Below are 13339 nucleotides of genomic sequence, written 5' to 3'. Positions count from 1 at the left end.
GGGGGGTTCGTATGTTTGAACCCGATTGTCAAGGGCGATTGCCGGAACGGGCGGGATCGGGTGCGCACCACTGCCGACCCGCGGTGGGGGATGGTGCGCTCACGGGTCAACGCCGCCGCGCGGCCGCCGGGTTGAGGCCGCCGAAGCCGATCAACGCTCCTCAGCAACGCAGGAGATGCGGAGGTGGAGGTATTGCCCGGACGATGCCAAAGTCGCGTATGCGAATCGGGGTCGGCCGGTGCGTCGGGCCCGTTTTTTCGACGACCACCTGAGGAGATGCCGGTGGGCTCGCGTATCCCAGATCAGCAGGATTACCGCACCATGACGCTCGAGGCGTTCGCGGACACGATCGTCCCGGGGGAGAAGCGCTCCCCCGACGACCAGGCCGTGGCCGGCGCCTCGACCGGAGGCGGCGCGGTGCAGGCAGGCGCCATCGAACTGCTGGAGACGCCCGCGACCGGGCTCTCGAACGCCCTGGACGACTACGAGCAGGCGCTCAACCGCCACGCCCGCGCCTACGCGCAGGAGCACGGCCTGCCGCTCGACGACGCGGTGCCGCCGTTCGTCGCCCTTCCGTTCGCGGACCGGACCGGCCTGGTGCGGACGCTGACCGGCCCGGACCACCCGGAGCGCGAACTGTGGGTCCTGCTGGCGCTGTTCAGCAACATGGCCTACGACACCGCCGCCCACCTGCACACCGCGGACGCGATCGCGGCGGGCCACCCCGGTCTCACGGCGATGGGGTTCATGGACCCGGACGCCGACGGCCTGTGGCGGTTCTCCGACTTCTCGTACCGGCGGCAGCTGGCCGAACCCCACCCGGGCACCACGTCCACAGGGAGCCCCGCATGACGAGCACCGAGAGCACCGACGTCCTGATCGTCGGCAGCGGCTTCGGCGGCGCCATCGCCGCCTACCACCTGGCGGCCGGCGGCGCGCGGGTCACCGTGCTGGAGCGCGGCCCGTGGCTGGAGGCGCCCGACTTCGAGCACGACTTCCTGCTCGGGTCCTCGTACACCCGCATCTTCGACTTCGTGGTCGGCGACGGCATGAGCCTGCTCGGCGGGAACTGCGTCGGCGGCGGCAGCGTGGTGTACTTCGCCGCGATGCCGCGCGCGCCCCGGTTCGCCTTCGAGCGCCGCGGCGGCATCGGCCGCCGGATGTGGCCGGCGGCCATCACCAGGGACACCCTCGACCCCTGGTACGACCGGGTGGCCGAGGCGCTGCCGATCACCCAGCAGGACTGGAACGACGTCACCTACGCGGGCGGCCTGTTCGCCGCCGCCTGCGACCACGCGGGGCGCACCGCCAACCCCGTCCCGGCCGCCATCGACCGGGCGAAGTGCACCAACTGCAACTGGATGATGTCCGGTTGCCGCTTCGACGCGAAGCGGTCGCTGCTGCTGAACTACCTGCCCGCCGCCCTCGCGCACGGGGCCGAGATCCGGCCGTTGCACGAGGTGCAGCGGCTCTCCCGGACGGACGGCGGCGGCTACCGGGTGCACTACGACGTCGTCGACGACACCGACTACCGGGTGCACGTCGGCAGCGGCACGATCGACGCGAAGATCGTCGTGCTCGCGGCCGGCGCCGGCGCCACCCCGGTGATCCTCCAGCGCTCCGAGGCGGACCTCGGCACGATGCCCTCCGCCGTCGGCCGCTACTTCTCCGGCAACGGGGAGCGCCTCAACACGGCCGTCGTCGACGAGGACCGGGCCCGCGACCTGCTCGGGCTCAAGCGCTCCGACGGCCTGGCGTTCAGGGCCAACCAGATCGGCAAGGGGCCGGTCGTGGCGAGCTGGGACAACCTCGACGGCTCGCTCCCGGAGCACTCGCGGTTCTCCCTGGAACAGCTCTACTTCCCGCCCGGGTTCGGCACCATCCTGGCGCAGGTGCCCGACGCGACCGGCCCCGGCTGGTTCGGCGTGGAGAAGAAGGAGATGGTCCGGCGGTGGCAGTCCTGGCTGACCGTCTTCACCATGGTCGAGGACGACAACGAGGGCGTCTTCGGCCCGCCGCCGGCCACCGGCAACGCGGACCGGATCTCCCAGCAGATGCTCGGGCGCGGACCGATCAGGTACCGGCCGACCGAGAACACCCTGCGCGGCTGGGCCGAGTCGGACGCCGTGGTGAAGGACATCCTGGAGCGCGACGGCCTGGCCCGCGTCATGCCGTGGACCAACGACCTGGTCGGCGCGTACACCGTGCACCCGCTGGCGTCCTGCCGGATCGGCGACGACCCGGGGACCTCGGCGCTCGACGACCGGCACGAACTCCGCGACCACCCGGGCATCTTCGTCACCGACGGCTCCGCCGTCCCGGGAGCGCTCACCGTCAACCCCGCGCTGACCATCTCCGCGCTCGCCGAACGCGCGGTCCCCGGCATCGTGCGCGCAGCGCGCGAGCGCGGCGTGAACGTCCGGTACGGCGCGCCCTCGCCGGACGGCGGGACCAGCGGACGGCGCGGGGTGCGGACGCAACTGCCAGGCCTGACGCGGCCTTAGGGCGTGTCTGACCATTGGCGTCGCGCACCCGGCGGGAATTGTCAGACACGTCCCAAGTGCGCCACGGCGACAGATCGAGCCAGAGAGGAGGAGAGCGATGGTGATACCGCTGCTGCGGCCGGCCCTGCGGCCGCTGGCGCAGATCCGCCGGGTCGCCCCGGTCCGCCCGGCCGACGCGGGGAAGGAGGTGGCCCGGGTCTACGCCGAGGTCGAGCGGGAGTTCGGCCTGCTCGCACCGCCGATCGGCCTGCACGCGCCCTCGCCGGCGGTGCTCGCCGCCTCGTGGGTGATGCTCCGGGAGACCCTGCTCGCCGCCGGGCGGGTCGACCGGGCGCTCAAGGAGGCGGTGGCCGTCGCCGTGTCGGAGGCCAACGCCTGCCCGTTCTGCACGGAGGTGCACGGCGCGACGCTGGCCGCGCTGCGGCCCGGACCGGGGGCGTCGGCCGGGGCCCGGGCGGCGGCGGGGAGGGAGCGGGAGGTGGCCGACTGGCTCCGGGAGACCGGGGACGGCGCGGGCGGCCGGGGTGCGCGACCGCCGTTCCCCGCGGACCGGGTGCCCGAACTGGTCGGCGTGGCGGTCACCTTCCACTATCTGAACCGCATGGTCAACCTGTTCCTGGAGGAGAGCCCGCTCCCGGCCGGCCTCCCGGCGCCCGCGCGGTCGGCGGCGACGGCCGTGCTCGGCCGGTTGATGCGCCGCAGCGCGCGCGGCACCCCGCCGGCCGGCGCCTCGCTGGACCTGCTGCCCTCCGCGCCGCTGCCGGCGGACCTGCGGTGGGCGGCGGGCACCCCGAGCATCGCCGGCGCGTTCGCGCGGGCCGCCGCCGCGATCGACGAGGCGGGGGCCCGCTCGGTGCCGGACGGCGTCCGGCGGCTGGTGACGTCCGGACTCGCCGGGTGGGACGGCGGGCCGCCCGGGACCGGCCGTGCCTGGGTCGAGGACGAGGTGTCGGCCCTGCCCGAGGAGCAGCGCCCGGCGGGCCGGCTGGCGCTGCTGGTGGCCAAGGCCTCGTACCGGGTCGACGACGGTCTCGTCGCCGAGTTCCGGCGCGGCCGGCCCGGCGACGCCGCGCTGGTCGAGCTCGCCTCCTGGGCCGCCCTGGCGGCGGCCCGGGAGCTGGGCGCCAGGCTGGGGGAGCGCGCTCTGACGGGCGGTCACGGCTGACACCGAAGCCGCCCGCGGCACTCCGGACGCACCGAGGCCCCCGCCCCGCGGCGGGGGCCCCGGTGCGTTCACGGCCGTCGGCTCCGGTGCGCCGCGCGGAATATCACGGCGTTATGGAATGCGAACGCGGGGAAATAACGCCGTTATTGAAAGAGCGCGACCCGCGCGGGTGGTAAAGCAAACTCGGAGAAGGCATTTTCCCGGCCTTGGTCGCACGCTTGACCGATGGGTGGATCGCCGGGTTGGCGAAGGGATTCGCCGTCAATTCATCTCCATGGGTGGTGGATACATGAGCAGTGAACGGATCGCAATCGTGGGAATCGGCCTCCGCTATCCGGACGCCAATTCCCCGGGCGAGTTGTGGGACAACGTACTGGGCGGCCGCCGGGCCTTCCGGAGGCTGCCGGACGAGCGGATGAACCAGGCGGACTACTGGTCGGCGGACCGCACCGCGCCCGACCGGTACTACGCGACCAAGGCCGCCGTCCTCCGGGACTACAGCTTCGACCGGGTCGGGTACAGCGTCGCCGGCAGCACGTACCGGGCGACCGACCTGACGCACTGGCTGGCCCTCGACGTGGCCGCCGAGGCGCTCGCCGACGCCGGGTTCCCGGACGGCGCGGGCCTGCCGCGGCAGGCCACCGGCGTGGTGGTCGGCAACAGCCTCACCGGCGAGTTCTCGCGCGCCAACACCATGCGGCTGCGCTGGCCCTACGTGCGCCGGACGGTGGCCGCCGCCCTCGCGGGCAAGGGCTGGCCCGAGGGCGACGTCGCCGCCTTCCTCGGGGAGCTGGAGCCGCAGTACAAGGCGCCCTTCCCGCCGATCGACGAGGACTCGCTGGCGGGCGGCCTCGCCAACACCATCGCCGGGCGGATCTGCAACCACTTCGACCTGCGCGGAGGCGGGTACACCGTCGACGGCGCCTGCTCCTCCTCCCTGCTGTCCGTGGTCACGGCCGCCGGGGCGCTCTGCGACGGCGACCTGGACGTGGCCGTCGCCGGCGGGGTCGACCTGTCCATCGACCCGTTCGAGGTGATCGGCTTCGCCAAGACCGGCGCGCTGGCCACCGGGGAGATGAAGGTCTACGACCAGGACTCCAACGGCTTCTGGCCCGGCGAGGGCTCCGGCATGCTGGTGCTGATGCGCGAGCGGGACGCGGTGGCGCAGGGGCGGCGGATCTACGCGAGCATCAGCGGCTGGGGGGTCTCCTCGGACGGCAGGGGCGGCATCACCCGGCCCGAGGCGGGCGGCCACCGGCTGGCACTGGACCGCGCCTACCGGCGGGCGGGCTACGGGGTCGAGACGGTCTCGTACTTCGAGGGCCACGGCACCGGCACGGCCCTCGGCGACGCGACCGAGATCGAGGCGCTGTCCTCCGCGCGCCGCGCCGCCGACCCGACGGCCCGACCGGCCGCGCTCGGGACGGTCAAGGGGAACTTCGGGCACACCAAGGCCGCGGCGGGCGTGGCCGGCCTGATCAAGGCCGCCCTCGCCGTGCACCACCAGGTGATCCCCCCGGCGACCGGCCACCACGACCCGCACCCCGGCCTGCTCGGCGAGACGGCGGCCATGTACGTGCCGGGCCGGGCCGAGCTCTGGCCGGCCGACCAGCCCGTCCGGGCGGGCGTGTCGGCCATGGGCTTCGGCGGGATCAACACCCACGTCGCGGTCGCCGAGGGCCCCGGCCGTACCCGGCGCGAGGCGCTCGACGAGCGCACCACCCGGCTGGTCGCCGGACGCCAGGACGCCGAACTGCTGCTGCTGGACGGCGCGGACCCGGCCGCGCTGCGCGCGGAGCTGGGCCCACTGCTCGACCTGGTGCCCCGACTGGCCCAGGCCGAACTCGCGGACCTGGCCGGAACGCTGGCCGAGCGGCTCTCCGGCGCCCCGGTCCGGGCCGCCGTCGTCGCGACCTCGCCGGACGACGCCGCGCGGGCCCTCGAACGGCTGGCCGCGCTGCTCGACTCGGGCGCGCGGGAGGCGTTCTCGGCCGCCGAGGGGGTCTTCCTCGGCCGGGCGCGGACCGCGCCGAGGATCGTCTACCTCTTCCCCGGGCAGGGCTCGGGACACGGCGCCGTCGGCGCGATCCGGCGCCGGTTCGCCACCGCGGAGGAGGTGTTCGGCGCGGCCGGACCGCCCGCCGGTGCGGACCAGGTCGCCACCGAGGTGGCCCAGCCGCGCATCGTCACCGGTTCGCTGGCCGCCCTCCGGGTGCTGGACGGACTGGGCATCCGGGCCGGGGCCGCGGTCGGGCACAGCCTGGGCGAGCTGACGGCGCTGCACTGGGCCGGGGCGATGAGCGAGGAGCAACTGGTGCGCCTCGCCACGGTCCGCGGCCGGGTGATGGCGCGGGCGAGCCTCGGCGGCGGCGCGATGGCCGGCCTGGCGGCGACCCCGGAGCGGACCGCCCGGCTGTCGGACGGGTCGGACGTCGTCGTCGCGGGCTACAACGGCCCCCGGCAGACCGTGGTCTCCGGCCCCGCCGGGGCGGTCGACGAGGTCTGCCGCCGGGCGGCGGCCGAGGGCGTCACGGCGACCAGGCTGCGGGTGTCGCACGCCTTCCACTCGCCGCTGGTCGAACCGGCCGCGGCCGCGATGGCGGCCGAACTGGCCGGGTTCGAGCTCCGCCCGCCGGTCCGCCCGGTCGCCTCCACGGTCACCGGGCGGCTGCTGGACCCGACCGCCGACCTGCGGGAGCTGCTGCGCGCCCAGGTGCTGCTCCCGGTCCGGTTCCACGAGGCCGCCGAGGCCGCGGCCGCCGACGCCGACCTGGTGGTGGAGGTCGGCCCCGGCCGGGTGCTGTCCGGCCTGCTGGCGGAGATCGCGCCGGACCTCGCGGTGCTGGCGGTCGACACCGACAGCGCCTCGCTCGGCCCGCTGCTCAGGGTCGCCGGCGCCGCGTACGTGCTCGGTGCGCCGGTGCGGACCGCGGCCCTGTTCGGCGACCGCCTGGTCCGGCCGCTGCCGCCGGAGAGCGAGCCCACCTTCCTGGCCAGCCCCTGCGAGGCGGCTCCGGCCATCGGCGCGGCCCTGGTGGCGCGGGCTGGCGGGGCGGACGACGGGGCGGAGGACGGAGCGGACGGCGCCGAGCGGTCCGGGCGTCCGGCGGGCGCGGACACCGGCACCGGCCCGGTCTCCACCCTGGACCTGCTGCGCCGGCTCGCGGCCGAGCGGGTCGAGCTGCCGCTGGACTCCGTCACCGCGCGGACCCACCCGATGGACGACCTGCACCTGAGCTCCATCACGGTCGGCCAGATCGTCAACGACGTCACCCGGGCGCTGGGCCAGCCCGCGCTCGCCGCCACGACCGGCTTCGCGACCGTACGGCTGGGCGAACTCGCCGAGCTGATCGACCGGTTGGCGGACACCTCGCAGGCCGGGGCGGAGCCGGCGGGCGAGGTCCCCGGAGTGGCCCCGTGGGTGCGCCCCTTCGCGGTCGAGCACGTGGCGGCTCCCCTGCCGGCCGGGCCGCACCCCGGCCCCCGGGCGTCCGACCCCCGGGCCGCGGCCGACGGCTGGACGGTCTTCGCCACGCCCGGCCACCCGCTGGCCGCACCGCTGCGCACCGCGCTCGCCGCGGCGGGCCTCGGGGACGGCGTCCTGCTCTGCCTCCCGGACGAGTGCGGCGCGCAGGACACGGAGCTCTTCCTGACCGCCGCACGAGCCGTCCTCGCCGCCCCCGAGGGCACCAGGCTGGTCGTGGTCCAGCACCGCCTCGGGGCCGCGGGCCTGGCGAAGACCCTGCACCTGGAACACCCGTCCGTCCCGACCACGGTGGTCGAGCTGCCCGACACCGCCCCCGAGGGGTCCGCCCGCGACGAGGCGGTGGCCCGCGTCGTCGCCGAGGCCGCCGCCACGGCCGGCTTCGCGGAGGTCCGCTACCAGCGGGACGGCCGCCGCACCGTCCCGGTGCTCCGCCCCCTGCCGCGCCGCCCGGTGGCGGAGGGCGAGTCACCGCTCGACGCGCGGGACGTCCTCCTGGTCACCGGCGGCGGCAAGGGCATCACCGCCGAGTGCGCCCTGGCGGTCGCCCGGGACTCCGGGGCGGCCCTGGCCCTGATCGGCCGCGCCGACCCGGCCGCCGACCGCGAACTCGCCGGGAACCTGGCCAGGATGGACGCCGCCCGCCTGCGCTACCGCTACGCCCGGGCGGACGTGACCTCGCCCGAGGAGGTCGCCGCCGCCGTGGGCCGGCTGGAGCGCGAACTCGGCCCGGTCACCGCCGTGCTGCACGGCGCCGGCCGCAACGAGCCGGCCGCCCTGGACGCGCTGACCGCCGAGGACTTCCGGCGGACCCTGGCGCCCAAGACCGACGGCCTGGCGGCGGTGCTGGCGGCCGTCGATCCGGACCGCCTGAAGCTGCTGGTCACCTTCGGCTCGATCATCGGCCGGGCCGGGCTCCGCGGCGAGGCCCACTACGCCACCGCCAACGACTGGATGACCGAGCTGACCCTCCGCTTCCGGGACCGGCACCCGCGGGCCCGGGCGATCGCCCTGGAGTGGTCGGTCTGGTCGGGCGCGGGGATGGGCGAACGGCTCGGCGTCGTCGAGGCGCTGATCCGGGAGGGCATCACGCCGATCTCCACCGAGGACGGGATCCGGGTGCTCCGCGAGGTGCTCGCGGACCCCTCGGCCGGCCCCGTCCTGGTGGTGAGCGGACGGGCCGGCGGCCTGCCCACCCTGGCCACGGTCCAGCGCGAACTGCCGCTGACCAGGTTCGTGGAGCGGGTGGTCGCCCACCACCCGGAGATCGAGCTGATCACCGAGGCCGAGCTGTCCGAGGGCAGCGACCCGTACCTGACCGACCACCGGCTCCAGGGCGACCTGCTCTTCCCGGCCGTCCTGGGCATGGAGGCGATGGCCCAGGTGGCCGCCGCGGTGAGCGGGCACCAGGGCTCGCCGCTGCTGGAGGACGTCGAGTTCCGCCGCCCCGTGGTGGTCCGCCCGGGCGGCTCGACCACCATCCGGATCGCCGCGCTGGTGCAGGCCCCCGGGACGGTCGACGTGGTGCTGCGCTGCGAGGACACCGGCTTCACGGCCGACCACTTCCGGGCGAGGCTGCGCTACCCCCGTCCCGAGCCGCCCGGCACACCGCCGCCGGTCTGGTCCGGCCTGCCGACGGTGCCGGTCGACCCGGTGACGGAGCTGTACGGCGGCGTGCTGTTCCAGGGCAAGCGGTTCCAGCGCCTGCTGGAGTACCGGCGGGCGAGCGCCCGGCACGCCCTGGCGGAGATCTCCACCGCCGCCCAGGCGCCCTGGTTCGCGGCCTTCCTGCCACAGGAGCAGCAGTTGGCCGACCCGGGCACCCGGGACGCGATGATGCACGCCATCCAGTGCTGCGTGCCGGACGCCACCCTGCTGCCGCAGAGCATCGAGCGGCTCTGGCTGGCCGACCGGGCGGACCAGGACACCGGGTTCGTCGTGCTCGACGCCCGGGAGCGCTCCCAGGACGGGGACCGCTACGTCTACGACCTCGTCGTGCGCACGCCCTCCGGAGCGGTGGTCGAGCACTGGCAGGGGCTGACCCTGGTCGCCGTGCGACGGCGCGACGGCGCCGGCCCGTGGGTGCCCGCGATGCTCGGCTCGTACCTGGAACGCAGCCTGGAACGGGTCCTGGGCGGCAGCCGCGCGGTGGTCGTCGAACCCGCCGCGGACGGCGACGCCGGGCACCGCGACCGCCGGGCCCGCACCGCGACCGCCGTCGGTCGGGCGCTGGGCCGGCCGGTGGAGCTGAACCACCGGCCGGACGGCAGGCCCGAACTCGGCGGCGGGCCGGGGCTCGAGGGCTGGACGGTGTCGGCCTCGCACGACGGCGGCCTGACCCTGGCGGTGGTGGGCCGGGGACGCCTCGCCTGCGACGCCGAGTCCGTCCTGGAACGGACCCCCGAGGACTGGGACGCGCTGCTCGGCCCCGGTCAACACGCCCTGCGGGACCTGCTGGCGGCCGAGGCCGCCGAGGCCCCGGAGGTGGCCGGCACCAGGGTCTGGAGCGCGCTGGAGTGCCTGCGCAAGTCCGGTGCGACCACGCAGGCGCTGACCCTCGACCGCGTCCACCCGGACGGCTGGGCCGTCCTGTCCGCCGGCGACGCCGCCGTCGCCACCTGGGTGACCACCGTCAACGGACGGCCCGGGCCGGTCGTCTTCGCCGTACTCGCCGGAAAGGAGAACTGATGTCGGGCTACTACGAGCTGCGCCACACCGTGGGGTTCGAGGAGACCAACCTCGTCGGCAACGTCTACTACGTGAACTACCTGCGCTGGCAGGGGCGTTGCCGGGAGATGTTCCTCAAGGAGAAGGCGCCCGGGGTGCTCGCCGAGCTGCGGGAGGACCTGAAGCTGTTCACCCTCAAGGTGGAGTGCGAGTTCTTCGCCGAGATCACCGCGTTCGACGAGCTGTCGGTCCGGATGCGGCTGGAGGAACTGACCCGGACCCAGGTCCAGTTCAGCTTCGACTACCTGCGGATCGACGGCGGGCAGGGGAGCCCGGTCGCCCGCGGCCGCCAGCGGATCGCGTGCATGCGCGGGCCGAACACGGCGACCGTCCCGGCCCCGGTGCCGGAGGAGCTGCGCCGGGCGCTGGCGCCGTACGCCGAGGACGCGGTGGCCGCCCGGGTCCTGGCGGCGCCGGCCCCGCCCGGCCGGCCGGTGGGCACGGGGAGGGCGCGGTGAGCGACAACGGCCGCGCCCTGGTCGACGACCCGTCACCGTCCACGACCTCGCCGTCCTCCCGGCACGCCGCCGTTCCACCGGACGCGCTGCGCGAGACGATGGCCCGGTTCGCCACCGGGATCACGGTGCTGACCACCGGTGGCGAGCACGTCCACGGGATGACCGCCAACGCGTTCAGCTCGGTGTCGCTGGAGCCGCCGCTGGTGCTGTGCTGCGTCGCCCGCACCGCGACGATGCACCGGGCGATCACGGCGACCGGGTCCTTCGCGGTCTCCGTCCTGGGGGCCGAACAGGAGCCGCTGGCACGGTACTTCGCGGGCCGCGGCCGGCCGCGCGGCGCCGCCCAGTTCCACGGCGTCGACTGGCGGCCCGGCCCGTTCACCGGCGCCCCGCTGCTGTCGGGCTCGCTCGCCTGGCTGGAGTGCAAGCTGGCCGGGCAGTACGACGGCGGCGACCACTCGGTCTTCCTCGGCAGCGTGCTCGGGTCGGGCTGGACGGAGGGCCGGCAGGCGCTGCTGTTCTACGGCGGAGGATTCCACCGGGGCGTCGGCGGTGCCGGCGACGGGACCGGCTGAGCGGAGGGGTGGTCCGATGTTGGTGAGCGTGACCGGCGGCACCGGGTTCGTCGGCATCCACTCGGTCGCGGCGATGGTCCGGGGCGGGCACCGGGTGCGGATGCTGGTGCGCGACCCGGCCCGCGCGGAACGGGCCCTCGCCCTGCTGGAGGTGGCCCCGGGCGCCGTCGACCTGGTCGTCGGGGACGTGACGGACGAGGGCGGCGCGGCCCGCGCGGTGCGCGGCGCCGACGCCGTCCTGCACGCGGCCTCGGTGTACTCCTTCGACAGCCGGCGGTACGCGGCCATGCGCCGGACCAACGAGCGGGGGACCGACCTGGTGCTGGCCGCGGCCCGCCGGTCGGGCGCCGATCCGGTCATCCACGTGTCGAGCATCGTCGCGCTGCTGCCGACCCGCCGGCGGCCGCTCCGGGAGGACTCCCCGGTCGGCCGCCCCCGGGAGACGTACATGGCCACCAAGGCCGCCGCCGAGCGCGTCGCCCGCCGCCACCAGCGGGACGGCGCACCGGTGGTGATCAGCTACCCGCCCGCGCTGCTCGGCCCGCTGGACCCGGGGCCGGGCGACCAGAACACCCGGCTGCGCAACACCCTGCGCGGGCTGATGCCGGTCTGGCCGCTCGGCGGCTTCCCGGTCGGCGACGTCCGCGACACCGCGCGGCTGCACGCCCGACTGCTGACCGCACCGAGGACGGGCCTCGACCGCCACTTCGCCCCGGGCCGCCAACTGGCTACCCGGGAGTACGTGCGGACCCTGCGGGAGGTCACCGGGCGGCGGCTGCCCGCGGTCTTCCTGCCCGCCCGCGCCATGCTGCCGGTCGGCGCCCTGGCCACCCTGGTGCAGCGCGGCTGGCCCTGGCACATCCCCGCTGAGTACGGCGCCGTCTACACCTGCGCCTGCGCGGCTCCCGTCCACCCGGCCGCGAGCACCTGCGGACTGCTGCCGAGGCCGATCGCGGAGACCATGGCCGACACGGTGCGCTGGCTCCGTACCGAGGGGCTCCTGACGGACCGGCAGGCGGGCCTCCTGGCGGACGGGAAGGGCAGGTGAGCCTGGGGTGAGGCGCGCCGGGGGCGGCTCCGGCTCGGGGGAGGGGGCGCGTGCGAGGCCGCCGCGCCCCCGCGCGCCGTACGGGATAGCCGCCGGCGTGCGCGGTGGCCCGGGGCCGGGGGTATCGGGAAGGGGATACCGGATGATCACGGGAGGTTCCATGAGCGAGCAGGACGTGCCGCCGATCTCGATCTTCTACCGTCGCGACGGGTTCGACCCGGGCCCGGCCCTGGGCGAGGCCCAGCGCGGGGACCCGGCCCGGCGGGTCCGGGACTTCTGGCTGCACCGGGTCGGCGAGTACCGGCTCGTCACCCGGCACGCCGACGTGCGGCGCGTCCTGGCCGACCAGGAGACCTTCGCGATGTACGACCCGGAACGCGCCCCGGTCCTGCCGAACGAACTCCTCAACATGGACCCGCCGGAGCACACCCGGCTGCGCCACGTGCTGACGCCGGAGTTCACCGGGAAACGGATCCGCTCCCTGGAGCCGATGATCCGCGCCCTGGTCGGCGAACTGCTCGACGCCATGGAGGCGCGGGGGCCCGCGGCGGACCTGATGGACGCCTTCGCCCTGCCGCTGCCGCTCGGGGTGATCTGCGCGATGCTCGGCGTCCCCGACCCGGACCAGGGGGACTTCCACCGCTGGTCCCGGACCACGCTGGACCTCGGGCTCCCCATGGAGGAACGGCTCGCGGCCGGCCGGGAGTCGCACGCGTACGTGGCCTCCCTGGTGGCGGAGAAGCGGCGCAGCCCGGACGACGGGATGATCGGCATGCTCGTCCGGGAGCACGGCGGCGCGGTGTCGGACTCCGAACTGGTCGGGGTCTGCGAGCTGCTGCTGCTCGCCGGCCACGTCACGGTGTCCAACACGATCGGCCTGGGCGTGCTCGCCCTGCTGTCGCACCCGGAGCAGGCCGACCGGCTGCGCGACGCGCCCGAGGGCGATCCGGTGGTCGACGCCGCCGTCGAGGAACTGCTGCGGTACCTGTCCGTGTCCAGCACCGCGCTGGCCCGGACGGCACGGTGCGACACCGAGATCGGCGGCGTGCCCGTCAAGGCCGGCGAGCAGGTCGTCTGCCAGCTGCCGGTGGCCAACCGCGACCCGGCGCTCGGCGCCGGGATGGACCGCCTCGACATCGGACGCGAACCCGTGTCGCACCTGACCTTCGGGCACGGCCCGCACCACTGCCTCGGCGCACCGCTGGCCCGCGCCGAACTGCGGATCGCGCTGCCCGCGCTGCTGCGGCGGCTGCCCGGCCTCGCGCTCGCGTGCCCCGCCGAAGAGGTGCCCTACCGGGTCAACAACGAGGTCTACGGGCTGCACGCACTGCCCGTCACCTGGTGACGGCGGCCCTCGGCCGGTGACGGGGGCCCCGGC

8 protein-coding genes are annotated in these 13339 nt (G+C 75.6%); all 8 read left to right on the top strand.

What is annotated here, in order from left to right; translation table 11 throughout:
- Positions 1 to 321: 321 nt before the first annotated feature.
- The 8 genes from ACFVXH_RS26285 (at position 322) to ACFVXH_RS26250 (ending at position 13306) form a co-directional block, all read left to right on the top strand.
- Positions 322 to 852 (top strand): DUF5987 family protein, encoded by a 531-nt coding sequence (locus ACFVXH_RS26285; protein ID WP_387827667.1) that lies wholly within the window; start codon positions 322 to 324, stop codon positions 850 to 852.
- Positions 849 to 2504, top strand: coding sequence for an FAD-dependent oxidoreductase (locus ACFVXH_RS26280; protein WP_074002826.1), 1656 nt, complete (start codon positions 849 to 851; stop codon positions 2502 to 2504). The genes ACFVXH_RS26285 and ACFVXH_RS26280 overlap by 4 nt, the downstream gene beginning before the upstream one ends.
- A gap of 97 nt (positions 2505 to 2601) precedes the next feature.
- The gene (locus ACFVXH_RS26275; RefSeq protein ID WP_387827664.1) at positions 2602 to 3669 is read left to right on the top strand and encodes a carboxymuconolactone decarboxylase family protein; all 1068 of its coding nucleotides are present in this window, start codon (positions 2602 to 2604) and stop codon (positions 3667 to 3669) included.
- A 289-nt stretch (positions 3670 to 3958) separates the two neighbouring features.
- The gene (locus ACFVXH_RS26270) at positions 3959 to 9841 is read left to right on the top strand and encodes an SDR family NAD(P)-dependent oxidoreductase (RefSeq protein WP_387827661.1); all 5883 of its coding nucleotides are present in this window, start codon (positions 3959 to 3961) and stop codon (positions 9839 to 9841) included.
- A complete protein-coding gene (locus ACFVXH_RS26265; protein WP_074002823.1) occupies positions 9841 to 10338 on the top strand; it encodes a thioesterase family protein in 498 nt (165 codons plus the stop codon). The genes ACFVXH_RS26270 and ACFVXH_RS26265 overlap by 1 nt, the downstream gene beginning before the upstream one ends.
- A gap of 98 nt (positions 10339 to 10436) precedes the next feature.
- The gene (locus ACFVXH_RS26260; protein ID WP_387828018.1) at positions 10437 to 10913 is read left to right on the top strand and encodes a flavin reductase family protein; all 477 of its coding nucleotides are present in this window, start codon (positions 10437 to 10439) and stop codon (positions 10911 to 10913) included.
- Between the two features lie 16 nt (positions 10914 to 10929).
- Positions 10930 to 11961: an NAD-dependent epimerase/dehydratase family protein gene (locus tag ACFVXH_RS26255; RefSeq protein ID WP_387827658.1), complete on the top strand. Its 1032-nt coding sequence runs from the start codon at positions 10930 to 10932 to the stop codon at positions 11959 to 11961.
- Positions 11962 to 12121: 160 nt separating this feature from the next.
- Positions 12122 to 13306: a cytochrome P450 gene (locus ACFVXH_RS26250; RefSeq protein ID WP_079272181.1), complete on the top strand. Its 1185-nt coding sequence runs from the start codon at positions 12122 to 12124 to the stop codon at positions 13304 to 13306.
- The last annotated feature ends 33 nt before the right edge of the window (positions 13307 to 13339 follow it).

Origin of the sequence: Kitasatospora sp. NPDC058184 (assembly GCF_042883725.1) — a bacterium.
Classification (GTDB): domain Bacteria; phylum Actinomycetota; class Actinomycetes; order Streptomycetales; family Streptomycetaceae; genus Kitasatospora.
This window is presented reverse-complemented; position numbering and strand designations above follow the sequence as displayed.